Annotated in this window: 24 protein-coding genes; 21 read left to right on the forward strand and 3 right to left on the reverse strand. The window is 32.3% G+C overall.

Annotation, left to right across the window (positions count from 1 at the left end; genetic code table 11):
* Positions 1 to 51: 51 nt before the first annotated feature.
* Positions 52 to 570, forward strand: a complete 519-nt coding sequence (locus GKG00_RS04405) for an adenine phosphoribosyltransferase (RefSeq protein ID WP_154254444.1) — start codon at positions 52 to 54, stop codon at positions 568 to 570.
* A gap of 79 nt (positions 571 to 649) precedes the next feature.
* On the opposite strand, the gene GKG00_RS04410 is transcribed toward GKG00_RS04405, so the two are convergent.
* The gene (locus GKG00_RS04410; RefSeq protein WP_154254446.1) at positions 650 to 2,098 is read right to left on the reverse strand and encodes a nicotinate phosphoribosyltransferase; all 1,449 of its coding nucleotides are present in this window, start codon (positions 2,096 to 2,098) and stop codon (positions 650 to 652) included.
* A 114-nt stretch (positions 2,099 to 2,212) separates the two neighbouring features.
* Here GKG00_RS04410 and GKG00_RS04415 point away from each other — a divergent pair, with 114 nt between their 5' ends.
* The 19 genes from GKG00_RS04415 to GKG00_RS04505 all read left to right on the forward strand — a co-directional run bounded on the left by GKG00_RS04415 (position 2,213) and on the right by GKG00_RS04505 (position 22,630).
* Complete coding sequence (locus GKG00_RS04415) at positions 2,213 to 4,555, forward strand: heavy metal translocating P-type ATPase (protein WP_154254447.1); 2,343 nt, start codon at positions 2,213 to 2,215, stop codon at positions 4,553 to 4,555.
* Entirely contained in the window at positions 4,555 to 4,755 is a 201-nt protein-coding gene (locus GKG00_RS04420; protein ID WP_154254448.1) for a heavy metal-associated domain-containing protein, read from the forward strand. Before GKG00_RS04415 ends, GKG00_RS04420 begins: the two co-directional genes overlap by 1 nt.
* Positions 4,755 to 5,018, forward strand: a complete 264-nt coding sequence (locus GKG00_RS04425) for a metal-sensing transcriptional repressor (protein WP_002841343.1) — start codon at positions 4,755 to 4,757, stop codon at positions 5,016 to 5,018. The genes GKG00_RS04420 and GKG00_RS04425 overlap by 1 nt, the downstream gene beginning before the upstream one ends.
* A 155-nt stretch (positions 5,019 to 5,173) precedes the next feature.
* A complete protein-coding gene (gene raiA, locus GKG00_RS04430; protein ID WP_094209488.1) occupies positions 5,174 to 5,713 on the forward strand; it encodes a ribosome-associated translation inhibitor RaiA in 540 nt (179 codons plus the stop codon).
* A gap of 155 nt (positions 5,714 to 5,868) precedes the next feature.
* Positions 5,869 to 6,573 (forward strand): purine-nucleoside phosphorylase, encoded by a 705-nt coding sequence (gene deoD / locus GKG00_RS04435; protein WP_002835475.1) that lies wholly within the window; start codon positions 5,869 to 5,871, stop codon positions 6,571 to 6,573.
* A gap of 1 nt (position 6,574) precedes the next feature.
* Positions 6,575 to 7,216 (forward strand): deoxyribose-phosphate aldolase, encoded by a 642-nt coding sequence (deoC, locus tag GKG00_RS04440; protein ID WP_094208345.1) that lies wholly within the window; start codon positions 6,575 to 6,577, stop codon positions 7,214 to 7,216.
* Between the two features lie 51 nt (positions 7,217 to 7,267).
* Positions 7,268 to 8,059 carry a PHP domain-containing protein gene (locus tag GKG00_RS04445; protein ID WP_154254450.1) on the forward strand — a complete coding sequence of 264 codons (792 nt, stop codon included), beginning with the start codon at positions 7,268 to 7,270 and terminating at the stop codon, positions 8,057 to 8,059.
* The gene (locus tag GKG00_RS04450) at positions 8,059 to 9,000 is read left to right on the forward strand and encodes a 2-hydroxyacid dehydrogenase family protein (RefSeq protein ID WP_154254451.1); all 942 of its coding nucleotides are present in this window, start codon (positions 8,059 to 8,061) and stop codon (positions 8,998 to 9,000) included. Before GKG00_RS04445 ends, GKG00_RS04450 begins: the two co-directional genes overlap by 1 nt.
* A gap of 59 nt (positions 9,001 to 9,059) precedes the next feature.
* Positions 9,060 to 10,481: an O-antigen ligase family protein gene (locus tag GKG00_RS04455; RefSeq protein WP_154254452.1), complete on the forward strand. Its 1,422-nt coding sequence runs from the start codon at positions 9,060 to 9,062 to the stop codon at positions 10,479 to 10,481.
* Between the two features lie 83 nt (positions 10,482 to 10,564).
* Positions 10,565 to 11,218, forward strand: coding sequence for a Crp/Fnr family transcriptional regulator (locus GKG00_RS04460; protein WP_154254453.1), 654 nt, complete (start codon positions 10,565 to 10,567; stop codon positions 11,216 to 11,218).
* Positions 11,219 to 11,306: 88 nt separating this feature from the next.
* Positions 11,307 to 12,968, forward strand: coding sequence for a hydroxylamine reductase (gene hcp / locus GKG00_RS04465; protein WP_154254454.1), 1,662 nt, complete (start codon positions 11,307 to 11,309; stop codon positions 12,966 to 12,968).
* 132 nt (positions 12,969 to 13,100) lie between these two features.
* Entirely contained in the window at positions 13,101 to 13,646 is a 546-nt protein-coding gene (locus GKG00_RS04470) for a GNAT family N-acetyltransferase (RefSeq protein ID WP_154254455.1), read from the forward strand.
* A gap of 1 nt (position 13,647) precedes the next feature.
* A complete protein-coding gene (locus tag GKG00_RS04475) occupies positions 13,648 to 15,045 on the forward strand; it encodes an MATE family efflux transporter (protein ID WP_154254458.1) in 1,398 nt (465 codons plus the stop codon).
* An 85-nt stretch (positions 15,046 to 15,130) separates the two neighbouring features.
* A complete protein-coding gene (gltX, locus tag GKG00_RS04480) occupies positions 15,131 to 16,600 on the forward strand; it encodes a glutamate--tRNA ligase (protein ID WP_154254459.1) in 1,470 nt (489 codons plus the stop codon).
* 8 nt (positions 16,601 to 16,608) lie between these two features.
* Positions 16,609 to 17,997 carry a cysteine--tRNA ligase gene (cysS, locus tag GKG00_RS04485; protein ID WP_154254461.1) on the forward strand — a complete coding sequence of 463 codons (1,389 nt, stop codon included), beginning with the start codon at positions 16,609 to 16,611 and terminating at the stop codon, positions 17,995 to 17,997.
* Positions 17,997 to 18,758 (forward strand): FAD-dependent thymidylate synthase, encoded by a 762-nt coding sequence (gene thyX / locus GKG00_RS04490; RefSeq protein WP_094205377.1) that lies wholly within the window; start codon positions 17,997 to 17,999, stop codon positions 18,756 to 18,758. The genes cysS and thyX overlap by 1 nt, the downstream gene beginning before the upstream one ends.
* Before the next feature lie 12 nt (positions 18,759 to 18,770).
* Positions 18,771 to 19,616 (forward strand): DegV family protein, encoded by an 846-nt coding sequence (locus GKG00_RS04495; RefSeq protein ID WP_154254462.1) that lies wholly within the window; start codon positions 18,771 to 18,773, stop codon positions 19,614 to 19,616.
* Between the two features lie 20 nt (positions 19,617 to 19,636).
* Positions 19,637 to 21,004 (forward strand): MATE family efflux transporter, encoded by a 1,368-nt coding sequence (locus GKG00_RS04500; protein ID WP_154254464.1) that lies wholly within the window; start codon positions 19,637 to 19,639, stop codon positions 21,002 to 21,004.
* 345 nt (positions 21,005 to 21,349) lie between these two features.
* Positions 21,350 to 22,630 carry a dicarboxylate/amino acid:cation symporter gene (locus GKG00_RS04505; RefSeq protein ID WP_154254465.1) on the forward strand — a complete coding sequence of 427 codons (1,281 nt, stop codon included), beginning with the start codon at positions 21,350 to 21,352 and terminating at the stop codon, positions 22,628 to 22,630.
* Between the two features lie 102 nt (positions 22,631 to 22,732).
* Here the strand turns inward: GKG00_RS04505 and GKG00_RS04510 are convergent, their stop codons facing one another.
* Positions 22,733 to 23,668 (reverse strand): linear amide C-N hydrolase, encoded by a 936-nt coding sequence (locus GKG00_RS04510; RefSeq protein ID WP_154254467.1) that lies wholly within the window; start codon positions 23,666 to 23,668, stop codon positions 22,733 to 22,735.
* A gap of 1 nt (position 23,669) precedes the next feature.
* Positions 23,670 to 25,055, reverse strand: coding sequence for a UDP-N-acetylmuramate--L-alanine ligase (gene murC / locus GKG00_RS04515; RefSeq protein WP_154254468.1), 1,386 nt, complete (start codon positions 25,053 to 25,055; stop codon positions 23,670 to 23,672).
* Positions 25,056 to 25,201: 146 nt separating this feature from the next.
* Between murC and GKG00_RS04520 the strand changes: the two genes are divergently transcribed.
* Positions 25,202 to 25,987, forward strand: coding sequence for a PfkB family carbohydrate kinase (locus GKG00_RS04520; protein WP_154254469.1), 786 nt, complete (start codon positions 25,202 to 25,204; stop codon positions 25,985 to 25,987).
* The last annotated feature ends 2 nt before the right edge of the window (positions 25,988 to 25,989 follow it).

Raw genomic sequence — 25,989 nt, forward strand, 5'->3', positions numbered from 1 at the left:
ATGGTATACTATAGATGTAGATAATACAGTAAAAAAGAAACGGTGATGAAAATGGATTTAAAAGAAAAAATTAGAGTTATAGACGGATTTCCAAAAGAAGGAATTTCATTCAAAGATATTACTACATTGTTAAACGACAAAGAAGCCTACAAATACGCAGTAGACCTTATGGTAGAAGATTTAAAAGACAAAGACATAACTGTGATAGCAGCTCCAGAAGCTAGAGGATTCTTGTTCGGCTCAGCTGTAGCATATGCGCTTGGAGTTAGATTTGTTCCTGTTAGAAAACCTGGAAAACTTCCTGGAGAAGTGTCAGAGTATTCTTATGATTTGGAATATGGTACCGACAAATTAGAAGTACACAGAGACGCGATTTATGAAGGCGACAAAGTTGCTATAGTTGACGACTTATTGGCAACAGGTGGAACTGTGAATGCAGTAGCTAAGTTAGTTGAAAAAAACGGTGGCGAAATCACTGCTATGGAATTTTTGATTGAACTTACTGAACTTGGCGGAAGAGATGTTAACAAAAATTATTACATCAATACTTTAGTACAATACGATATCTAAATCTTATCCACATGTCATGCATGTGGATTTTTAATTGCAAAAAAAGCACAACCAAAATTTTATGGTTATGCTAAATTTACTATTTGCTTTGCATCAATAAATTGTATTTTATATCCCACAATTTTTGTGACAAATCGACGTGGAACAAATGAGGATGTTCAAATCTTTTTACTTCTTCCCATTGCTCAGCAATTTGTTCATTTTTTCTTTCGATTATTTTATCTAATGTTGGAAGCTCGTACACCAATTCTCCCTTATCAAATACTCTAACCAATAATTCTTTTGTTGTGAAGTTGGTTAATGTTTTTCTCTTCCAAGTGTGAATAGGGTGGAAGATTTCCAAATCTTTTGATTCGTCGATTTTTTCATCGTGAAGAGTTATCAAATCGGCTTCTGCTTTGCCGCTACTCTTGTCGTAAATTCTGTAAACTGTTTTGAATGCAGGAGTTGTGATTTTTTCGATATTTTCACTGATTTTAATTTTAGGAATGATTTCTCCGTTAGGTTTTTCAACTGCACATAATTTGTACACGCAACCTAAAACTGGATCTGATTTTGCAGTTATTAATCTTTCACCAACGCCAAATCCATCTAGTTTTGCTCCTTGTTCAATCAAATCAGAAATTGTGTATTCATCAAGTGAATTACTTGCCATGATTTGACAGTTTTCATATCCTGCATCATCCAACATTTTACGCGCTTGTTTTGACAAATACGCAAGGTCACCACTGTCAATTCTAATAGACATATTTTTAATTCCACGAGGTTTCAAAACTTCGTCAAAAACTTTTATCGCATTTGGAACACCGGATTTTAAAACGTTGTAAGTGTCCACTAAAAGTGAACAAGAATTTGGGAAAATTTCGGCATATTTTTTGAAAGCTTCGTATTCTGAATCGAACATCATAATCCATGAATGGGCCATTGTACCAAAAGCAGGAACATCGTAAGTTATATCTGTCAAAGTGTTGCTTGTAGCAGTAGCACCGCCTATGAATGCTGCTCTTGCACCAAGAACTGTAGCATCCACACCTTGCGCACGCCTTGCGCCAAATTCCATAACAACTCTTCCTTCAGCTGCATGAACAATTCTATTCGTTTTAGTTGCAATCAATGATTGATGATTGATTGATAAAAGTGCAAAAGTTTCTATCAATTGTGCTTGTGGAGCAGGTCCACGAACTATCATCAAAGGTTCATTAGGAAATGCAACTGAACCTTCAGGCATTGCCCACACATCGCATTCAAATTTGAAATTTCTAAGATAATCTAAGAATTTTTCGCTGAACATATTCTTGCTCTTGAAATATTCGATGTCTTTTTCGTCAAACTTCAAATTTTGAATATATTTAACCACTTCTTCTAATCCCGCAACGATAACAAATCCTCCGTTGTCTGGAATTCTTCTAAAATACAAATCAAAATAAGCATACTCATCTTCCATATTATTTTCCAAATATCCATTCATCATTGTAAATTCGTAGAAATCAGATAACATGCTTAAATTTTCATAATTTTTCCAATCCATAATCTGCCTCCATATTTTATTATGAATATTATAATCCAAATCCAAATGTTTGACAAAGTATTTTAAATATTATATAATAACCATACCACCAGTAGGGGGGTAGAAAGGAGAAAAATGGAAGAAATAAAATTAAAAATACAAGGCATGAGCTGTGAATCATGTGCGGCTAGAATAGAAAAAGTTTTAAGTAAATACGAATACATCGACACAGTTAACGTGAACTTGCTTCAAGAATACGCATATTTGAAATTAAAAGAAGGATACGATATAGAAACTATCGTAGGGAAAATAAAAAAGGCGGGATATGATGTTCCTGTGAAGACATCGAAGTTTGATATCGAAGGAATGAGTTGTCAGTCATGTGCATCTAGAATAGAGAAGGTTTTGAACAAAAATAATTTTAAAGATGTTAACGTAAATTTGTTGCAAAACTCACTTACGGTTAGTTTTTATGAGGGATACAAAACCAATTCTGATGTAAAAAGATTAGTTGACAAAGCAGGATATTCTGCAGAAATAAAAACAGACAATAAAATAGCTAACGAAAAAAATATAACTGAATACGAAAAATTGAAAAGAGATTTTATAATTTCTGCGATTTTTTCAATTCCTTTATTTTCAGCGATGTTTTTTCATATGGCAGGAGTTCACACGATTTTAAATAACGGATATTTTCAATGGGCGTTGGCAACTGTGGTTCAATTCTACATCGGAAGAAGATATTATGTGAATGCATACAAATCATTAAGAGGTGGAGGAGCAAACATGGATGTTCTAATAGCATTGGGAACAAGTGCTGCCTACTTCTACTCGATTTATCATGTATTAATAGGATCTGACCAATTGTATTTTGAATCGTCTGCTGTTGTTATCACTTTGATTTTACTCGGAAAAGTTTTCGAAAAAAGAGCGAAGACTAGAACTACTGATGCTATAAGTAAATTAATGGGACTCCAAGCGAAAAAAGCGAACGTAATTAAAAATGGTGAGACGATTGAAACGGATATTGAGGATGTTATGGTTGGAGATAAAATCCTCGTAAAACCAGGAGAGAAAATCGCCGTTGATGGAATTATAATTGAAGGAAGTTCATCAGTTGATGAATCTATGATTACTGGGGAATCAATGCCAGTGAAAAAACAAGTTGGAGATGAATGTATTGGATCTACGATTAATAAAAATGGATCATTTGTGTTTGAAGCGAAAAAAATTGGCGAAGATACAGTTCTAAGTCAAATCGTGAAATTAGTGGAAGATGCACAATCGAACAAAGCGCCAATTCAAAGACTAGCAGACAAGATTTCATCTGTTTTTGTACCCATTGTTATTGTAATTGCTGTAATTACATTTGTCATCACTTATTTTGTGACAAAACAATTCGATAGAGCGTTGTTAAACTCCGTTTCAGTTCTTGTAATAGCGTGCCCTTGTTCATTGGGACTTGCAACTCCGACGGCCATTATGGTAGGAAGTGGCAAAGGCGCAGAGCTTGGAATTTTAATAAAAAGTGCTGAAGTTTTAGAAACTGCTAACAAAATCGATGCAGTTATTTTGGATAAAACAGGAACAATAACAAATGGTAAACCAGAAGTTGTAGATTACCAATCAAAAGATACAGACTTCTTAAAAATTGTATCATCAATTGAAAAAAATTCTGAGCATCCACTTGCAGATGCTGTGGTTAAAGAATATGAAAAAAATAGTTCGGAGTTCTATAAAGTTGAAAATTTCGATTCGATTACTGGTAAAGGACTTTCAGCTACAATAAATAATGACAATTACTATATTGGCAATGAAAAATTGATGAGAGACAATAATATTAATGTCAATGTAGATATTCAAAAATATCAATCTCAAGGAAATACAGTTGTGCTTGTTGGAAAGAACGATGAATTTTACGGATATATTTTGATAGCAGATAAAATAAAAGAATCCTCACAAGAAGCTGTTTCAAAATTAAAAGACGATAATATCGATGTATATATGATAACTGGTGATAGCGAAAATACTGCAAAACATATCGCAGAAAAAGCTAACATCGACCATGTGATAGCAGAATGTTTGCCAAAAGACAAATCAGATAAAGTGTTGGATTTGAAAAATCAAGGCAAAAAAGTAGGAATGGTTGGAGATGGAATAAACGATGCTCCAGCACTTGCAACAAGTGATGTTGGATTTTCTATTGGAACTGGTACAGATGTTGCGATTGAGGCGAGTGACATCACAATTATAAATGGCGATTTAAATAAAGTTAATACTGCGATTAGATTAAGTCACAGAGTAATAAAAACAATAAAACAGAATTTGTTCTGGGCGTTTTTCTACAATGTTGTTGGTATTCCGATTGCTGCATTTGGATTTTTGAATCCAATGATAGCGGGTGCTGCAATGGCGTTCAGTTCGGTAACTGTAGTTACAAATTCGTTGAGAATTAAAAATTTCAAGGAGGAAAAATAATGAAAAAAGAATTTGAAGTATTGGATATGGTGTGCAATCATTGCGTAGAATCAGTGACAAAGGCTTGTAAATCAGTCGATGGAGTTACAAATGTAAATGTTTCATTAGAAGACAAAAAAGCTGTGGTTGAAGGCGATTTTAATGAAGATGACATCATCAAAGCTATTGATGAGATAGGATTTGAGGCTACTGTGAAATAATGACAGAACACAAACAAAAGGCCCTCAAAAAAATCAAAACTGTTCGTGGACAACTCGATGCGATTGTAAATATGATTGAAGAGGACAGATATTGTGTGGATATTTCCACTCAGATTTTAAGTTGTATTGGTCAATTGAAAAAAGCAAACATCGACATTTTAAACGGACACATGAGAACATGCGTTAAACATGCAATAGAAAATGATAATGCAGATGAAAAAATTGAAGAAGTAATCAACATTATTGACAAATATATCAAATAACGAAGACTTCCCCAGAGCAAATGAAAAATTTGTAAGGGGAAGTTTTTTTGATTTTTGGATTTAGTGATTAGTATCGTTTGCAAAAATGTAAATTGGGTATATATAGAATAAGAAAATAAGAAATTATTTCTTAATTCATAAACAGGAGGAATTTTATGAAACTTAATTATGTAACAAAAGATATCAAATTGACTGATGATTTGAAACAAATGGCAGAATCTAAATTACACAAGTTAGATAAATATTTCCATGACGAACAACAAGCTCGTGTAGTATTCAAAAAAGAAAAAGACAAAGCGAGAGTTGAAGTCACTATGATTTTAGATAAAGGAGTTGTTTTAAGAGCGGAAGAATCCAACGAAGATATTAAAACAGCTATCGACAAAGTTGAAGACGCGTTAGCAAGACAAATAAGAAAACACAAAACAAAATTACAAAAGAGATTTACAGAAAGTAATTCAATAAGATTTGAAGCTGTTGAAGAAAACAACGACAAAGAAATCCCAACAGGTGCAATCGTTAAGACAAAAGAATTTGGAATCAAACCAATGGACAAGGAAGAAGCTATCATGCAAATGGAATTAATCGATCATGATTTCTTCGTGTTCTTGGATTCAAAAACTAATAATGTAAATGTTGTTTACAAGAGAAAAGATGGCAACTACGGATTATTAGTTCCAGGATTTGAAAAATAGCAAAAATGTTCAAATTGATGATATAATAAGAGAGAAACAGGATTTCTCTCTTATTTAAGTGGAAATAATGTTAAAATCAGTTTAAGAAAAAATGCAATCAAAAATATATCAGAAAAATTTTTGAGGTTGTCATTGTAAATTATTAGGAGGTAATTATGTCAACACCACATATCGAAGCGAAAAAAGGAGATATCGCAAAAACAGTTTTATTGCCAGGAGATCCATTGAGAGCGAAATTTATCGCAGATAATTTCTTGGAAGATGTAAAACAATTCAACGCAGTTAGAAATATGTTCGGATACACTGGAAAATACAAAGGCAAAGAAATTTCTGTTATGGGAACTGGAATGGGAATTCCATCTATAGGAATTTATTCTTACGAACTTATCAACGAATACGGAGTAGAAAATCTTATTAGAATTGGTTCAGCAGGAGCTTACAGCAAAGACCTTGATTTGTATGATGTCGTAATAGCAATGGGAAGTTGTTCAGATTCCAATTTTGCTCACCAATTCGATTTGGAAGGAACTTTTTCAGCGATTTGTGATTATGATTTGTTGAGAAAAGCAGTAAATGTTGCAGAAGAAAAAAACATCGACGTTCATGTTGGAAATGTATTCTCTGCAGATATTTTCTACAACCAAAAATCTGAAGAATGGAAAAAATGGGAAAAAATGGGCGTGCTAGCAGTTGAAATGGAAAGCTACGGATTGTATTTGACAGCAAAAGCCAACAACGCAAGAGCTTTGACTATTTTGACAATTTCTGACTCATTCCATTCAGATAAGCAAACTACTCCTGAAGAAAGACAAACATCATTTACAAAAATGATGGAAATTGCATTAGAATTAGGTGAATAATATGGAATTAAATAAATATATCGACCATACTTTATTAAAAGCAGATGCAACATCAGCTGACATCAAAAAAATCTGCGATGAGGCAGTTAAATACGATTTTAAAAGCGTGTGCGTAAATTCTTGTTACACATCTTTGGTTAAAAAGTCTTTGGAAAATTCAAGTGTTTTGGTGTGCACCGTTGTGGGATTTCCACTTGGAGCTATGAGTATCAAATCAAAAGCTTTTGAAGCAAAGACAGCAATCGAAGATGGTGCAGATGAAATCGACATGGTTATCAATATCGGCAAATTAAAAGAACAAGATTATGATTATGTCGAAAAAGATATCCAAGCTGTAAGAGATGCTACAAAAGGAAAAGTTTTGAAAGTAATCATCGAAACTTGTTTATTAACTGATGAAGAAAAGAAAAAAGCTTGTGAAATCTCCGTGAAGTGCGGCGCTGATTTCGTGAAGACTTCTACAGGTTTTTCAACAGGCGGAGCAAAAGTAGAAGATGTCAAATTGATGAAAGATACTGTTGGAGACAAAGCTATGGTAAAAGCAAGTGGTGGAATTCATTCTAGAGAAGAAGCTTTATCTATGATAGAAAATGGAGCAGATAGAATCGGAGCATCAAGCGGTATTAAAATAGTAGAAGGATAATTGTAAAAGATGCTAGTTATTTAGCATCTTTTCGTTCATTTAAGGAGTAATATGTATTATAGAGATCAACATTGTCATACGGAATTTTCATTCGATAGTAAAGAAAAATTTCAGAATTATTTAAAGCTTGTCAAAGGTGACATTATCACAACCGAACACTTGGATTATGGATTTACCTATAATGATGGTAGAGTTGAGAATGTGGACATTGATTATGACAAATACGTAAAAGTGATTGAAGAACACAACCAAAAAAGTTCACAAAAAATCTTAAAAGGAATAGAAATTGGATACACAACCGAAAACTTAGAGAAAATCAAAAACACTGTGAACAGCAGAGATTATGACATTCAACTTCTATCAGTTCATCAATATGGAGGCAAAGATTTTATGAATCCAAAGCCAGAAGATTATTCTCAAAGAGAGTTTCTTACAAATTATTTTGAAAAAATGCTGGAAGCTGTGAATAATTTCAAAGATTTTGATGTGTTAACACACATTGATTACGCATTAAGACTTAATAAATTGGAATCTAAAAATATGGACATTGTAGATGAATATTTGACAAAAGTTTTTGCAGAACTCATTAATGATGAAAAAGCATTGGAGCTTAACACTAGGAGCGTGTATCAATACGACAACTTAGAATATTACACATTTGCGCTCAAAAAATATGTGAAAATGAAGGGCAAATTATTCTCAGTTGGTAGCGATGCGCATTATGAAAATTATTACAGATATCACTTTGATGATGCTTTCAAATTATTAAAAAGCGTGGATGCAAAATATTTGGCGATGTTTGAAAATAGAAAAATGACTACAATAAAAATGGAGGATATGTAATGAAAGTTTTGATTACTAATAGAATCCCTGAAGAAATTATTAAAAAATACGAAGAGAATTTTGAAGTAGATTATCACGATAGTTTGGACTTTTTGTCAAAAGAAGAATTGAAAACCAGAATAAAAGATGTCGAAGGATTAGTATGTCCTTTGAGTGAAAAGATCGATTCAGAAATTATCGATGCAGCAAAAAATTTGAAAATAATTGCAAATTACGGCGCTGGTTTTGATAATGTGGACATTAATTACGCAAAAGAAAAAGGAATAATTGTCACAAACGCACCTGCATCTGCATCTACAAAATCGACTGCAGAATTGACTTTTGGTTTGATGATAGATCTACTCAGAAATATTACAAAAATGAATTCTGATTGCTACGACGATTCATTCGAAGGATGGAAGCCTGTGTATGGTCTGGGAGAAACATTGAAAGGGAAAACTTTGGGAATAATCGGACTTGGTAGAATTGGAACTGAAGTTTTGAGAAAAGCCAAAGCGTTTGACATGGATGTGATATTCTACAATCGTAGCAAAAAGGAAGTTGATGGGGCAAAGCAAGTAGATTTAGATTATTTACTTGAAAACAGTGACGTAATAACTTTACACACAGCTTATAGCGAAAAACTACATCACTTAATAGATGCAAAAGCATTCTCAAAAATGAAAAAATCAGCATATCTTATCAACGCATCGCGTGGCAAAGTTATAAGCGAACAAGATTTGATAAATGCATTAAATGATGGAGAAATTGCTGGTTGTGCATTAGATGTGTACGAATTTGAGCCCAAAATTTCAGAAGATTTGAGAAATGCTAAGAATATTTTATTGGCGCCTCATTTGGGAAATGCTACTAAACTTGCACGTGTTCAAATGGGAGAATATACTTTTGACAATATTATGCAATTTAAAAACGGAGAAATCCCTAAAAATAAAGTAAATTAGTTTATTATCGCGTTTAATTATGGTATACTAATTTAGTAAAAAAATGAAAAGGGGAATTTATGACTGACACAGAAAGAACAATTAATTTAAAAAAACTATGGTTTTTACCTCTTCCATTTATTTTAGATGGATTAATTAATATGACATTATATCCACTAGGATTAGGTGGAGCTGATAGCAAAATCAGGAAAATAATTTTTATCTTAGTAAATGTTTGTTATTTTCTTTGGGTTTTATTTTATATGTATAAGGAAGAATTTTTTGTAAAAGAAAAGCTTAAAAATTACACACCTATATTTATTTGGTTATTAATATATGTCTATGCTTTTGCATTATGGGGGATAAATACAAAAATTATCCAATATTTGCAGAGATTTATAATTTTCAGTATACCCGCATTTTTAATAGGTCATTACATTAATAAGCGTTCTTTGGAAAAAAACTTCTTTTATTGGATGGAAAAATTATCTATTATAACAATTCCAGCAATGATATGCTATTTTAAGATTTCATTAGATATGAAAGATGTTTATTGGACTAGAAATTTAGGAGCAATGAGCTATATGTCGTTGTCTTATGCTTGGATGCCTATGATGTTTGCAATATTATTAAATATTTACAGAGATGGTTTTGTAAGTATAGAATATAGTATTTTTAATAAAAAAATCAATGTTCATCCAGGTTTTAGAATTATTATGGCGTTTTTCTTATGGTATATGATACAAATTGCTACAACTAGAGGGGCGATTTTAGGTTCATTAATTTTTTATATAATATTAATTATTTTGCTTATAAAAGATAAAAAATGGGCTAAGAAACCTAAAATTTTATTTGCTATATATTTAGTAATGTGTGTGTTTGTATTTGGAAATATTAAAATTCCTAGTATAGAACTGCCAAAAATAAATTATGGAATTCCAAAAGTTAGTGAAGGCAGATTTGATGTCATAACTGAAAGTATTGAAGAAGGAAAGATAAAAACTTCAGAAACGGGTATACTAACAACTGAAGATATAAATGAATTAGTTAGTGATCCGAAACCAATAAATAATCATAAATGGGTAGAAAAAGAGCTTGTTTCTAAAGATGGAAAAAAATTAGATATAAGAGATAGAGTAAGTTTGTATAAATTAGCTTTTGCCGAAGCAAAAAACCGACCTTTTAGAGGATTGGGGGCTTTCGGATTTAATATGAAGTATGGAATTTATCCGCATAATTTTGCTTTAGAAATGTTTGCTGATTTGGGATTTTTATTAGCTACTCCAATTATTTTATGTATTATGTTGTTATTTATTAGAGTTATTAAGCAAATTAAAACTAAAAAAATAACTGGAGAATTATTAATATTTATAATTGGGAATGCATTTATGATATTAGTCAGTGGCTCAGCTTATGACCTGGCATCATTATTTTTCTGTATAGGATATGGCATGGCTACATTCTACAATTCAAACGACAAAAAATATTTACCATATGCTTAAAACCAAACGCATTAGAATGAAAATTCTGGTGCGTTTTTTAGTGTACATATAAAATTATTGGGTATAAAAATAATGGTGATTAAATGATAAATTCAAAACTTTTTAAAAATTTTACAGAAGAAGAATTTAACCAATTCCTTATTGAATCAAATTCAATAATAAACAAATACAACAAAAATTCGTACGTATTTTCACCAGGAGATATATGCAATAAAATCTACGTTTTGAAAAGTGGAAAGCTCAGTCTTGAAAAGACAGATATCAATGGGAAAAACACTGTGGTGAATATTTTCAAAAATCATGGAGAAGTAATGGCTGAGGTGTATTCGTATTTGAATAAAATCAGCGATTTTACGTTAGTGTGCAATACTGATTGCGAAATTCTTGAAATTCCTGTGAGTTTTTTCGATATATCTGAAAGCTCCACTCCGATTAAAAATAAAATTATGACTAATCTTATAACGATTCTTGCAGAAAAAGCATTTTTCTTAAATAGCAAGGTAAGATTGTTGTCTAGTTTTTCTTTGAGGCAAAAAATCGCAACTTTTTTAATTCAAACAGAAAAAAAAGACGTATCAAATACTGGAATGACAAGACAACAGATGGCAGATTTTATGGCTACGACCAGACCTTCATTATCAAGGGAATTGTTGAGCATGGAAGATAGTGGTCTTATTGAATTAAACGGATCTGAAATTAAAATTAAAAATAGAGAAGAATTGGAAAACTTATTGTAATGAACAAATGTAACTTATGTTACAGAAACCCAAACTTTAAATTAATTATAATTAAACCATAAGTTATAAAAAATCAGGAGGAAAGAAAATGGAAAAAACTATTGAAAAAAATGAAGAAATGTTTTGTTATCAATGTCAAGAAACTGCAAAAAACATTGCATGTACAAAACGAGGCGTATGTGGTAAAACATCAGATGTTGCAAACATCGAAGATTTGCTTGTTTGGGTTACAAAAGGATTAGGCGAAATCCTAACTAGAATGAGAAAAGAAAACAAAGATATCTCTAATTTACATTCTTATGTCAACAATAATTTGTTTACTACAATTACAAACGCAAACTTCCACTATGAAGATTTGTTAGAAAAAGTAAAAGAAACTATCGATTTGAACCAAAAATTAATCGAGAGCTTAGATGACAAAGAAAACTTGTCAAAGGCAGCTTTGTATAACGAAAAAGACGATGATGAATTAAAATTGAAATCACAAATTATCGGCGTGTTGAATACTTTGGATGACGATAAGAGAAGTCTTAGAGAACTTATTACTTACGGATTGAAGGGAATGGCAGCCTACAATAGACACGCTAATGTTTTGGGAAAATTCGATGAAAATGTAGACGAATTTATGGAAAATACTTTAGCAAAATTAATGGACGATAGTTTATCCGTAGAAGATTTGATAGCTCTCACATTAGAAACTGGATCAAATGGTGCAGCAGCAATGGCTCTTTTGGATAGTGCAAATACATCTGCTTACGGAAATCCAGAAATTTCAGAAGTAAACATCGGTGTTAGAAACAATCCTGCGATTTTGATTTCAGGTCATGATTTGAAAGATATGGAAATGCTTTTGGAACAAACTCAAAACACAGGAGTAGACGTGTACACTCACAGTGAAATGTTACCTGCAAATTATTATCCAGCTTTCAAAAAACACGACAATTTCGTGGGAAATTACGGAAATTCTTGGTGGTTACAAGACAAAGAATTTGCATCATTTAATGGCCCAATCTTGATGACTACTAACTGCATCATTCCACCAAAAGATTCTTACAAAGATAGAGTATTCACAACTGGCGTTGCAGCATATCCTGGAATGAAACACATTGTAGCAGATGAAAATGGTCACAAAGATTTCTCAGAAATCATAGAACTTGCAAAAAAATGTGAATCTCCAACAGAAATCGAAAACGGTAAAATAGTTGGTGGTTTTGCACATAATCAAGTTTTAGCCTTGGCAGACAAAGTTGTTGAAGCAGTTAAAAATGGAGATATTCAACAATTTGTAGTAATGGCTGGTTGTGACGGAAGACAAAAAGGTAGAAATTACTACGAAGACTTTGCGAAAGCATTGCCTGATGACACAATTATTTTAACTGCTGGTTGTGCAAAATACAGATACAATAAATTAAACTTAGGAGATATCAATGGAATTCCAAGAGTTTTAGACGCAGGTCAATGTAACGATTCTTATTCATTAGTTGTAATAGCACAAGCTTTACAAAAAGCTTTTGGTCTTGATGATATCAACGATTTGCCAATTAGCTACAACATTGCATGGTATGAACAAAAAGCAGTAATCGTGTTACTTGCACTTTTGAGCTTAGGCGTTAAAAATATTCATCTTGGACCAACTCTTCCTGCATTCCTATCACCAAATGTAGCCAATGTTTTGGTAGAAAATTTTGGAATTGCTCCAATAGGAGAAGTTGATGAAGATATGGAAAAATTTGGAATAAAAATAAAATAATTCGTGAAAATTCATTTAATTAAGAGTCCGCAAGGGCTCTTTTTTGTTTGAAAAAATCTTGTTTTAAAATCGATTGACTTCCAATTTTTAAAGATATATTATTATATAGATTGAAAAATTTTGGAGATACAAATGAAATACGAAGATTTTATTTTAAAATGTGAAGATGTAGAAATAAAAGCGTTAGAAATGAAATATTTGAGAGATTTTTATGAATACGCTATGCAAAATGAGGTGGGACCATCTGCGGGCTGGAAACCACATAAAACAATCGAACAATCCAAGAAAATTCTCAAGGATTTCATCGATTCAAAATTAGAATATGGTATTTTTCAGGAAGACAAATTGATAGGAATGATTGGAGTATACGAAGACGATTATTTGTACGAAAAACCAGAATTTGAAGATAAGATAGGCGTTGAAATTGGCTACAGTCTGAACAAAAATTATTGGAATCGTGGGATTATGACAAAGGTTGTGAAGTGTTTTGTAAATCATTTGCTAAAGGATTTGGATTACGATTATGTTTCTTGCAGTGGTTTTGTTGAGAATAAAAAGAGTGCAAGAGTTATTGAAAAATGTGGGTTCCAATTTTATGGTGAACATATGTATGAAAACTTTGATGGAACAAATAAGCTTTGTAATTATTATTACATAAAAAATTTGAAGGAGGGATAGATTGAATTTAGCATTAAAGAAGAGTAAGTTTTTTGGGGATAAAAATTTCTACAAAGGTGTGTTGGTACTAGCAATTCCAATTATTATTCAGCAACTTATTACATCGTTTGTAAATATGTTGGACAATATTATGGTTGGACAGACTGGAACTTTTGCGATGAGTGGAGTTTCTGTTGCTAACCAATTGATTACTGTATTTAACTTGGCAATTTTCGGACTTGTGTCAGCGGCTAGTATTTTTGCGGCACAATTTGCAGGTAAGAAAGATTACAAGAATGTACAAAACTGTTTGTATTTTGATGTGGTGTTATCTTTTATCGTTTCTGTGATTAGCGTTTTAATTTTCTGGGTTTTTGGCGAGAAATTATTGTATTTATTTATGAATCCAGATACTGATACTGTAAAAAATATTAATACGACTATGAAGTTTGCACTAGATTATACCAAGATAATGACTATAGGATTTATTCCTTTTGCTTTTTCACAATCCATCTCATCCTCAATGAGAGTGAATGGCGAAACTAGACTTCCGATGATAACGTCGATTATTACTGTTTTAGTAAATTTTGTGTTCAATTTGGTTTTGATTTTCGGACTTTTAGGTTTTCCTGCATTAGGACCAAAGGGCGCTGCGATTGCGACTGTTATTTCAAGATTTGTTGAACTTTCATTGTTTATTTATTTTGCAAACAAAAACAAACTTAGATTTACATTTTATTCTAATTTTTTCAAAAATTTCCATGTCGATACAGGGCTTTTCAAGAATATAACTGTTGCGGGAATCCCTTTGATAATCAATGAAGTTTTGTATTCTGTAGGGATTGCTGCAATTACACAATCTTATTCAACAAGAGGAATTGAAGCTTTGGCTGCGTACAATATTTCTCAGACAATTATAGGACTTTTCATCGTTTTTAATTTGGCGATGGGAGATTGTATTTCAATTATGGTAGGAAGGCTTTTAGGTAGTGGAAATGTCGATGAAGCTGTGGACACAGACAGGAAATTAATCGTGTTCTCACTTATGTTATCACTTGTAGTTGGAATTGTGTTGATTATTTTGGCGCCACTTTTTCCAGAATTTTACAACACAACTTATGATGTAAAATCGATGGCGACAAATATGCTTAGAGTTGGTGGAGCATTTTTGTGGATATCTGCTTTATACAATGCGTCATATTTTACACTCAGAAGCGGAGGCAAAACTATTCTGACTTTGCTTTTTGATTCTGTAGGAATTGTTTTAATTTCGTATCCAATTTCGTTTTTGTTGGCAAAATTTACAGATTTAAATGTGGTGTTGATGTATTTGATAATTTCTGTGATTGATTTGTACAAGGTTATTTTGGGATTGTATTTAGTTGGAAAGAAAATTTGGGTAAAAAACTTGGCGAAATAATTGCTTTGGGTTTATTAATAAATGTTGAATTTGGCTATTTGTGATATAATAAAATAAGTTAAATTTATTTTTTATGGAGGATATTATGAGTGAAGTAAGAGTAAGATTTGCTCCAAGTCCAACAGGATTTTTGCACATTGGTGGACTTAGAACAGCTTTATATAATTATTTGTATGCTAAAAGAAATAACGGAAAATTTCTTTTGAGAATTGAAGATACTGATAGAACTAGATATGTTGATGGTGCTATCGAAAATTTATTGGAACAATTAAAATGGGCAGGGCTTGATCCGGACGAAGGAGTTGTCCTTGATGATGAAGGAAACGTAACTGAAGTTGGAGAATGTGGTCCTTATGTTCAATCTGACAGAGTAAAACAAGGTTTGTACCAAAAATATATCGATGAATTAATCGAAAAAGGTTACGCATATTATTGCTTCTGTTCAAAAGAAAGATTGGATCAAGTAAAAGCACAACAAAAAGCAGATGGTTTGATGCCAAAATATGACGGCCTTTGCAGAGGAATTAGCGTTGAAGATGCTAAGAAGAGAATTGCAAATGGCGAAGAATATGTTATTAGATTGAAACTTCCTGAAAACAAAGAAATCACTTTTAACGATGCGATTAAAGGTAAGATTACTTTCAACACTAATGATATGGACGATCAAGTTTTGATAAAATCAGACGGATTTCCAACTTATCACTTCGCAGTTGTAGTTGACGATCATTTGATGGGAATTACTCACATTGTTCGTGGTGATGAATGGATTTCTTCAACAGCAAAGCATGTGTATATGTATCAATGTTTCGGATGGGATGTTCCAGAATTCGTTCACTTACCAGTTGTTTTGAACAAATCAGGCAAGAAATTATCTAAGAGAAATGACGACGTTGCAGTCAAAGATTTCCGTCAAAAAGGATATTTGCCAGAAGCTATCGACAATTACCTTGCACTAGTAGGTTGGTCAAGTGAAGATAACCAAGAAATTATGTCGATGGAAGAATTGGAACATAAATTTGATTTCAGTAGAGTTTCAAAATCTGGAGGAGTTTTCGATACAGAAAAATTAAACTGGATTAACAGACATTATATAAAAGAAATAGAAAACGAAAAATTAGCATCAATGTTAAAACCATACTTGGTTGAAGATGGTGTGATTTCTGAAGATTATCCAGATTACAAATTATTAGAAATTGCTTCATTATTCAAAGAAGAGTTGGATTATTTACAAGAAATTACTGAAAAAGTTGAATTCTTGTTCAAGGATTACGAAATGGATGATGATGCTAAGGAATTCCTAAACTACGAAAAATTAGACGAATTGATGAATGCACTAAAAGAAGAAGTCGAATCAGTTGATGAAATCGAAAAAGAATTTGCATCAGGAGTTATGAAGAGAGTTCAAAAGAAAACTGGAATCAAGGGTAAGGATTTGTGGATGACTACAAGAGCTGTAATTACTGGAAATGTTCACGGACCAGACTTGGATTCTATCATGGTAGTTTTAGGAAAACAAGAAGTTTTAGATAGGATAAACAAAGCTTTAAATAGATAGGAGAAGATATGAAGTTATACAATACACTGACACGAAAAAAGGAAGAATTCAAACCAATAAAAGAAAAAAATGTCGGTATATACGTATGTGGTCCTACAGTTTATAATTATATTCACGTTGGAAATGCAAGACCGATTGTGGTATTTGATACTTTGAGAAGATATTTTATTTACAAAGGATATAGTGTTAAATTTGTAAGTAACTTCACTGATATCGACGACAAAATCATAAATAAAGCAAAAGACGAAAATATAGATTTCCGAGAAATAACTAAGAAATACATTCAAGCTTATTTGGACAATGTATCTGGACTTAATTTCGACGAAGAAGACACAATTCATCCAAAAGCTACTGAATATATCGATGAAATGATTAAATTTGTGAAAACTTTGGAAGACAAGGGTGCAGCATATAATGTCGATGGCAATGTGTACTTTGATATCACAAAAGCAAAAGATTATGGTAAATTATCCAAGAAAAATATCGATGATTTACGTGCTGGTGCGAGAATTGATGTAAATAGCGAAAAGAAAAATCCAATGGATTTTGCTTTATGGAAAAAGAGAAAAGAAGAAAGTGAACCGGCTTGGGAAAGTCCATGGGGAATGGGAAGACCTGGTTGGCACTTGGAATGCTCTGTAATGAGTAAATCAATTTTGGGTGACACTATTGACATTCACGCTGGTGGAGAAGATTTGCAATTTCCACACCACGAAAATGAAATCGCACAATCGGAAACATGCACTGGAGCTCATTTTGCAAATTATTGGTTACACAACTCAATGATAACTGTAGACAAGGAAAAAATGAGCAAATCAAAGAATAATTTCTTCTTATTAAAAGATATTGAAAAAGAATTTGATTTGGAAGTTATTAGATTGTGGTTGTTATCAGTCCACTACAGAAATCCGATTGATTTCAGTCACGACACATTAGTTGCTACAAAAAACTCTCTGGAAAGATTGTACACTGCTAAGAGATTCTTAAATAGAATTTTGGATAACTCTTCTGAAAAAGAAGAAAAATATGATAATATAAAAATATTCAGAGAAAAATTCGAACAAGCTATGGATGATGACATCAATACGGCCGATGCAATTAGCGTATTGTTTGATTTCATTAAATATATCAACAAAAATTACAATGAAAATACATCTAAAAATATCTTGCTTGACGCTAAGAAATTGATGGATGATATTTCTTATGTTTTGGGAATTTTATTCAAAGAAGAAGATGACAATTTGGATTCTGAAATCGAAGATTTGATCGAACAAAGAAATGCTGCTAGAAAAGAAAAAGACTTCAAAAAAGCAGATGAAATAAGAGATAAACTTTTATCTATGGGAATTGTGTTAAAAGACACAAGAGATGGAGTTATATGGGAGAGAAGTAATTAATGAAGGTTAATCTAATTAGATACACTCCTGATGCACAAAAACTTGTCGCATCAAGTGCAAAACTTTGTTATTCAGATAGTTCTGTTATGGAGATTGAAGAGGGACTAACTGATGAAAATGTAGAAAATTTCATAGACAAATTAATGGATTTGGGGCACATGTCGCCAGTCGAACACATTAGTTTTACTTTTGCAATTGAGGGTGTATCTAGAACTTTGACCCACCAATTGGTCAGACACAGATTAGCAAGTTACTCACAAAAATCTCAACGATATGTGAGAGCGAATAATTACGAGTATATTATCCCTCCAAAAATAAAAAATAATCCCAAGGCTTTAGAAATCTACGAGAAACACATGAAGCATACGATTGATGCATACAACGAACTCACAGAAATTTTGATACAAGAAGAATACGACAGATTAATCGAATCTGGTGTTGACGAGAAAAAAGCAAAATCAATGTCAGAAAAAAGTTCCATTGAAGATGCAAGATATGTGTTTTCAAATGCTACTGAGACAAAAATTGTCATGACAATGAATGCACGTGAGCTGTTGCATTTCTTTGAAGCTAGGTGTTGTCAAAGAGCGCAATGGGAAATCAGAGAAATGGCTACACTAATGCTTGTTGAAGCGAAAAAAGTGTGTCCACAAATTTTCAAAAAAGCAGGGCCAGGTTGTGTTAAAGGAAGTTGTCCAGAAGGAAAGATGACTTGTGGAAAAATAAAAGAAGTTAGAGAATATTTTAATAGCCTTGACTAGTTAGGAGATATTATGGGAAAGATAGCAATTTTAACAGATTCAGGTAGTGAAATTACACCAAAAATAGCAGAAGAATACGGCATTGAATTGATGCCGCTTCAAATAAACTACTCAGATGTATCCTACGATGATTATACTGTTGATCCTAAATATATATATGAAAATATAGATAGAGAAGTTCCAAAAACATCCATCCCATCTCTTGGAGATATCGTTAATAAATTAAATGAAATAAAAAACAAGGGGTTTGACAAGATAATATGCATTTCCATTTCTTCAAAACTAAGTGGAATGTACAATGCATTTATGCTTGCGAAAGATCAAGTGGAAGATGTGCAAGTAGAAGTATTTGACTCAAAAAATATTTCAATTGGTACGGGATTTTTTGCAATATTTGCGAGAAAATTAATCGACGAAGGGTTATCTTTTGAATCTGTAATTGAAAAAATGAAACAAAAAATCAAAGATTCAGTACCAGTTATAACTTTGGATACTTTAAAATATTTGTCTTTAGGTGGTAGAATAGGTAAAATTACTGGGATCGTTGGTAATTTATTAAATTTGAAGCTTATAATATCTTGTAATGAAGACGGAGAATATTATACAGTAGAAAAAAATCGTGGTACAGTGAAAAACATCAACCACGCTATTGAAATAGTGAAAAAAGAGTTATCAGGTATCAAAGACTATTATTTGGTTTTATTAAACGGTGATAATCAAAGCGCAATGGAAAAGGCCAAGGAAAGTATGAATGATTTAATTGAAGGAGCAAAGTTCTATTATGAAGGACAAATTGCACCTACATTGAGTATTCACACTGGACCAGGATTATTTGGAATAGGTTATTTTAAATTATAAATTAATAGGGGGGCGAGTAAATGGGAAACAAAAAAAGCAATATAGAATTTATTACTAATGGAAATATTACTGATGTGATTTTTAAATTAAGTATCCCATTGATGATTAGTAATCTAATAAAAACCCTTTATGGTATAACTGATGGAATATATGTAGCTCGAATTAGCTCGGAAGACTATGCTGCGACATCTTTTACTTGGCCTGTGCTGTATTTGTTTATAGCAGTTGGACTTGGAGTGAGTGTGGCAGCTACTTCTTTAATGAGTCAAAGACTTGGAGCTAGAAAATTAAAAGACTGCTCAATATACGCTGTGCATACATTAATACTTACCACAGTACTTGGAGTTATCTTTAGCATTCTAGGTGTAATTACCGCACCATTTATTGTAAGATGGATGGGAGCAACAGGAAGCTTTGAATACAAATCATACATATTTCTTGCGATAAACTCTGTAGGGCTATTGTTTGATATGATATTTTTTGGATATCAATCGATACTCAATTCTCAAGGAAGAACGAAATCTATGACGATTATATCGACAATTTCATCTGTGACAAACGTCGTTATAGATCCATTCTTTATTTTTGATAATGTTCTGGGAATTCCAGGACTCAACATGGGTCTTGCAGGTGCTGCATGGGCTACAGTTTTATCCAAAGTATTGCTTGTAGTTTTTGCGATAATAGTTGTCAAAAAAGAATCTGAAATAGAAGTTAGTTTCAAAAACTTCAAACTTGATATGGGAATTATCAAACACATTTTCTCCATCGCTATCCCAGCTTCACTTGGATCGAGTGGGGAAGCTATTGGCTTTACTGTTCTTAATGGATTTATCCAATCATATGGTACAACTACACTTGCTGCATTTTCTATGGGCAACAGATTGTCCGATATATTCAATCAAGGAGCTATAGGAATTGGAATGGCGTTGACATCAATTACAGGACAAAATATTGGAGCAGGTAAAAAAGAAAGAAGCAAGGATATTTTCAAACGTGCAAATATTATAATAACTTTCTTTTCTTTGGCTTCTGCGATAATTATTTTGCTTTTCAAAGATCAATTGCTATCCATATTCATCAAAGATCGTTCAGATATAGAACTATGGAGACAAGCAAGTGAGTACATGTACTTCTCAGCGATAATTACATTTTTCATGGGATATTTCTCAGCGATTAATGGTTTCTTCCAAGGTGTTGGTAAAACAAAGCTTACAATGTATTTGTCACTTGCAAGGTTATGGGTTTTAAGACTTCCACTTATTATGATACTTAAGAGCTTGACAAATCTTGGATCTACAGGAATTTGGATATCGATGTTAGTGTCAAATGCTCTGACAGTTATTGTGGGATTTATTATTTACAAACGAGGTAGATGGGAAAGATAAGGCTGATGTTTAACATCGGTCTTTTTTTATTGAGAAAATCTATATATTACAAAAATTAAATAATATTTGTAAATTTCAATTTGAAATTAACTAAATAAAAAGTGTTGATATATTAACGATAACCGATATAAATTGTAAAATAATTTTAAAATCTTTATCAAACCATCATTTATATAAATTTTGAAAAAACACAATAAACCTCAGAATTTACAGGTAAAATTGATATATAGAATAATACAATAAATAAGACATGGTGAAAACGATAGTATCAATTAAATATCATTGTCTATTATAAGACAATATGATAAGATTAGTGTGACAAAAATATATAAAGGAGATGTTGAAATGATTAAAAGCTTAATCGCTTTAGGTGTAGCTTTTGCGTTATGCGTAGTTATCGATCGTTTGAAGAAAAAAGGTACTTCATTCATGATTAGAATTTTATTAGCTACAGCAATGGGTGCGATAGTAGGACTTATTTTCAAAGGAAGCACAGATTATGTAGCGATATTTGGTCGTGTGTTTGCAAGTTTATTACAAGCATTTGTAATTCCATTATTATTATTTTCAATTATTACTACAGTTGCATCTTTGGAAAGCTCAGAAAAATTAAGATCAATGGGTGGCAAAACAATTCTTATTTTAGCTTTACACAATGTTTTAGCTGCTATATTGTCTATAATTTTAGGTAAATTAGTAAACATAGGAATGAATGCCAACATTAAAATGGATGTTGCAGATAAGGTTAAGGAAGTTCCACCTTTTGCAGATGTATTTGTAAGTTTCTTCCCTAAGAATATCATCGACAGTATGAGTCACAACAAAATCGTTCCAATTGTAATTTTTGCAATTATTATCGGTATTGTTGTACTTAGATATACTAACAAAGAAGAAATTAAACCATTCATGGATTTTGTAGAAGCTGGTAACAAAGTAATGAACAAAGTAATTGGAGAAATCATCGAATTTACTCCTTATGCTGTTCTTTCATTATTAGCAAACCAAGTTGCTACATTGGATTTATCATTCGTTAAATCATTATTATTCTTATTATTAATGGTTTATGTAGCATGTTTGTTCCACACATTCATCACTACATCAGCTATGATGAGTTTGATTGCACACATCAATCCATTCAAGTTCCAACGTAAATTCTTCCCAGCATGGTTGATAGCATTTACTACACAAAGTTCAATTGGATCTTTGCCAGCAAACATTAAAGAACAAGAAGACATGGGTGTACCTACAGAAACTGCATCATTTGCAGCATCAATTGGTACAACATTTGGTATGCCAGGTTGTGCAGCAGTATGGCCAATTTTATTAGCTATGTTTACAATTAACGCGCTTAATATTCCATTCTCTGCTACTCAATATTTAATCATGGTTGGTTCATGCTTGTTCGCATCAATGGGAACAGTAGGAGTACCAGGAACAGGAACTATTCAAGCAACAGCTATTTTTGCTACAATGGGATTACCAGTTGAAATGATTTTAGTACTAAGCCCAATCCAAGGTGTTGCAGATATGGCGCGTACTTCAACTAACGTTCACGCAGGTGGATCTACTGGTGTTATGGTAGCAGCTATGCAACACGATTTAGATCTTGAAAAATTTAATGCATAATTGATAAAAATGGAAGCATTTTGTTAATTACAAAATAGCTTCTATTTTTTTGAGGAATTTTGCATCTCATTACGCAAAAAATAAATGATAGGCATTAGCCTATCATTTAATAATTCTCTTAAATTCTAATTTGTTTTCAAAATAATATGAGTATATTTCATTTTGGTCTGGTATATCATCAAAATCTATCAAATAAGTTTGAGTATTGGAATGCGTTCTAACAGCCATAGAAGCGGTCTGTGTGTCGAATGCACTTATATACCTAGTGAATGTATAGTAATCGTGTGAATCGTTCTTAAAAAAGCCTTCAGTGATTTTTAGGGGCTCTAAGATACTAAATGCTGATGAGTATGCTTCATTTATATTATTAGATTTCTTGTGAGTTGACAGGATGTATTTTGCTTTGATGAATCTACTCACAGGATCGTAGGCTCCTGTCAAATCTTTTATCTGATTAAACTTGGACAAATCACCGACAGATTTTTCATATCTTTTAACGTGTGAAGAATATTTTGGTGAATTAGTCATTACTTTAGGATTATCTCCACATGGGACTAATTTGTGATTTTTGTATTCTAAAATCGTTGAATCACCAGTTCTGTCGACAAACATAAAGTGGAAATCAGGGCATATCACAGAATTTCCGTCAACATCTTTGTTCGCTAGGTGAATATTGTCCAAATCATTTAACAATTCTTCAACTGTTTTGTAATTTCCAAGTGCAAAATTCATAAAATCTAGTGAATTTGTGTTTATTTTTCCTTCAATTGGATGATTGCTGAACAAATTATTTGCGATAAACATATTAGTACAACCGCACAGCCCGTGTTCATTTACACCATCTTTGATAGGGTACAGATTTCTAAAACACATTCCCATCATTTTATATTTTGAACGCAGAGGTTTGTGATACAAATCATCAGCATAATGAAATCCTCTTGGAATATAAATCATGTTGTATTCCAAAGGCACTTCGAAATCAAGCGTACGTGCCATCACAGAGCCTTGTGGATAATCTACAATAATTGTTGTACACATATTATTTTACAATCATCTTCGCAAGTACATCAGGGTTTCCACAACCAGTAGTCAATACCATGTCATTCTCAGAAACTTTAGAACGAAGATAATCACGAGCTTCTTCAAAAGTCTTGTAGTATTTTGCATTCACGCCATTTTTAACAAGTTTTTCGACCAAATCTGTAGAATGAATGCTGCTGTCGAATTTTTCCCTTGCAGCGTATATTTCAGTTACTATAACCTCATCACAATCGTAGAATGCATTGGCAAAATCATCCAATAACATCTTTGTTCTTGAGTAAGTGTGAGGTTGGAATACGCAGTAGAATTTACCCTTTTTGTGCTCATCTAATGCTTTCAACGTATTTTTGATTTCAGTAGGGTGATGGCCGTAATCGGTCTTTATTTCACAACCATTGTAAAATCCTACAGTTTCCATTCTTCTATGAAGATTTTGGTATTCTTTCATATTTTTTCTTATAGTATCGATATCGATGTGAAATTCGTAACATGCGATAATCGCAGCCACTGCATCGTATATGTTGTGACGTCCAATTATAGAAAGTGAGAATTCTTCGTCTTTGTCAAACTTTTTAGATGAAATTACAAATGTAGGATTGCCATTTTCATTAAAAGTTATATCGTGAACGTTGTAATTAGCTTTTTCATTTTCTATACCAAATGTTATGATTTCACCTTTAATATGAGATAATAGAGGTTCACAGTTTGGATCGTCTATGTTTATAATAGCTTTAGAATTTTCGTCCAAGTTTTTCATGTAGCCAATGAATGTTGCAACAATGTGGTTCAAATCCTTATAGTAATCTAAGTGGTCTTCATCAATATTCAAAATAATAGCCATTGAAGGATAGTAATTGAGAATATTTGCTTTGTATTCACAAGCTTCTGTAAGCATGTATTCACTATTTCCACAGTGAACATTGCCTTGGATTTCGTCAAGTTTTCCACCTAAAAGTATAGACGGATCAACTTTTGCATCAATTAATATTTTCGCAATCATTGAAGTTGTAGTTGATTTGCCATGAGATCCACTAACTCCTATGGAGTATTTGTAATTTCTCATTAGTGCTCCAAGGAAGACACCCCTGCTTACAACATCTACTCCAAGTTCTCTTGAAGCAACTAATTCTTCGTTGTCGTCTAAGATTGCATCAGTGTATACAATTAAGTCAGGATTTTTGATATTTTCTCTTTTTTGTCCGATAAATATTTCAATCCCTAGACTTTTTAGTCTATTAGTTTCGTCGGATTCTTCTCTATCACTTCCAGAAACTTTGTATCCGTAATGGTTCAACAATTCAGCGATACCACTCATTGATATTCCACCGATTCCTATAAAATGTATATATTTAAATTTGTGCTCTTCTATATTAAAATTGAACATAAGCCCCTCCTTATTTCCAACTGATATTATATCACAAAAAATTGAGAAATAATGAGCTTTTAAGAGCTTAAAAATCTACAAAAACATTAAGATTTATTTGATATACAAATGTAGTTTTAGTGTTATAATTAGATGGAGGAGAAAACATGAAAGATATATTACTAATCAACGATATGCCAGGATATGGGAGAGTCGCTCTTAGTTGTATGATTCCTGTGCTAAGTAACAAGGGTAAAAGCGTTTTTAATTTGCCAACAGCTGTTGTAAGTAACACTTTGGATTATGGCAAATTTGCGATATTAGATACGACAGAATACATGAAACAAGCTACAAAAGTATGGGAAGAATTGGATTTTAGTTTTGATTTAATAGCTACAGGATTTTTATATAGCTTAAAACAAGTAGACATAATTAAAGACTTCATAAAAAAACAAAAAAACTCACCAGATGTTATTGTTGATCCAATTATGGCAGATAATGGCAAACTTTATAATGGATTGGACGATGATAATATTGAAAATTTCAGAAAACTTATAGATATAGCTACAGTAATTATTCCAAACGAAACAGAAGCTAGAATGATCACTTGTAAGATGAATGAACCGATTAACGATGTGGCAGAAAAACTTATCCAAATGGGTGCAAAATACGCCGTTATTACAAGTGTAGAAGAAAATAATGAACATTTTGTTTTCTGTATGGATGAGAATTTTGTATCAGATAAAATATATTATGAATACATCGACACATCTTATGCGGGAACAGGGGATTTGTTCTCGGCATTATTCATAAGTCAATATTCAGAAAATAAATCAATATTTGAGTCAGCAAAGTATGCTAGTTTAAAAACAACTGAACTACTGAAACTTTCCTTGGATATTAAGGACAAGGCTCGTGGACTACCAATAGAAAGATTTATAGATATCTTGTAATT

It is taken from the genome of Finegoldia sp. BIOML-A1 (assembly GCF_009678325.1).
In the GTDB taxonomy this organism is placed as follows: domain Bacteria; phylum Bacillota; class Clostridia; order Tissierellales; family Peptoniphilaceae; genus Finegoldia; species Finegoldia magna.

Bases quoted from the DNA above. Each gene is read 5' to 3' on its own strand.
- GKG00_RS04495 (WP_154254462.1), top strand. From the start codon at position 18,771: ATGGGAAAGATAGCAATTTTAACAGATTCAGGTAGTGAAATTACACCA.
- deoD (WP_002835475.1), top strand. From the start codon at position 5,869: ATGTCAACACCACATATCGAAGCGAAAAAAGGAGATATCGCAAAAACA.
- thyX (WP_094205377.1), top strand. From the start codon at position 17,997: ATGAAGGTTAATCTAATTAGATACACTCCTGATGCACAAAAACTTGTC.
- GKG00_RS04450 (WP_154254451.1), top strand. From the start codon at position 8,059: ATGAAAGTTTTGATTACTAATAGAATCCCTGAAGAAATTATTAAAAAA.
- GKG00_RS04520 (WP_154254469.1), top strand. From the start codon at position 25,202: ATGAAAGATATATTACTAATCAACGATATGCCAGGATATGGGAGAGTC.
- GKG00_RS04470 (WP_154254455.1), top strand. From the start codon at position 13,101: ATGAAATACGAAGATTTTATTTTAAAATGTGAAGATGTAGAAATAAAA.
- deoC (WP_094208345.1), top strand. From the start codon at position 6,575: ATGGAATTAAATAAATATATCGACCATACTTTATTAAAAGCAGATGCA.
- GKG00_RS04460 (WP_154254453.1), top strand. From the start codon at position 10,565: ATGATAAATTCAAAACTTTTTAAAAATTTTACAGAAGAAGAATTTAAC.
- GKG00_RS04425 (WP_002841343.1), top strand. From the start codon at position 4,755: ATGACAGAACACAAACAAAAGGCCCTCAAAAAAATCAAAACTGTTCGT.
- GKG00_RS04405 (WP_154254444.1), top strand. From the start codon at position 52: ATGGATTTAAAAGAAAAAATTAGAGTTATAGACGGATTTCCAAAAGAA.
- murC (WP_154254468.1), bottom strand. From the start codon at position 25,055: ATGTTCAATTTTAATATAGAAGAGCACAAATTTAAATATATACATTTT.
- gltX (WP_154254459.1), top strand. From the start codon at position 15,131: ATGAGTGAAGTAAGAGTAAGATTTGCTCCAAGTCCAACAGGATTTTTG.
- GKG00_RS04505 (WP_154254465.1), top strand. From the start codon at position 21,350: ATGATTAAAAGCTTAATCGCTTTAGGTGTAGCTTTTGCGTTATGCGTA.
- GKG00_RS04500 (WP_154254464.1), top strand. From the start codon at position 19,637: ATGGGAAACAAAAAAAGCAATATAGAATTTATTACTAATGGAAATATT.
- GKG00_RS04420 (WP_154254448.1), top strand. From the start codon at position 4,555: ATGAAAAAAGAATTTGAAGTATTGGATATGGTGTGCAATCATTGCGTA.
- GKG00_RS04410 (WP_154254446.1), bottom strand. From the start codon at position 2,098: ATGGATTGGAAAAATTATGAAAATTTAAGCATGTTATCTGATTTCTAC.
- hcp (WP_154254454.1), top strand. From the start codon at position 11,307: ATGGAAAAAACTATTGAAAAAAATGAAGAAATGTTTTGTTATCAATGT.
- cysS (WP_154254461.1), top strand. From the start codon at position 16,609: ATGAAGTTATACAATACACTGACACGAAAAAAGGAAGAATTCAAACCA.
- GKG00_RS04510 (WP_154254467.1), bottom strand. From the start codon at position 23,668: ATGTGTACAACAATTATTGTAGATTATCCACAAGGCTCTGTGATGGCA.
- GKG00_RS04415 (WP_154254447.1), top strand. From the start codon at position 2,213: ATGGAAGAAATAAAATTAAAAATACAAGGCATGAGCTGTGAATCATGT.
- GKG00_RS04445 (WP_154254450.1), top strand. From the start codon at position 7,268: ATGTATTATAGAGATCAACATTGTCATACGGAATTTTCATTCGATAGT.
- GKG00_RS04455 (WP_154254452.1), top strand. From the start codon at position 9,060: ATGACTGACACAGAAAGAACAATTAATTTAAAAAAACTATGGTTTTTA.
- raiA (WP_094209488.1), top strand. From the start codon at position 5,174: ATGAAACTTAATTATGTAACAAAAGATATCAAATTGACTGATGATTTG.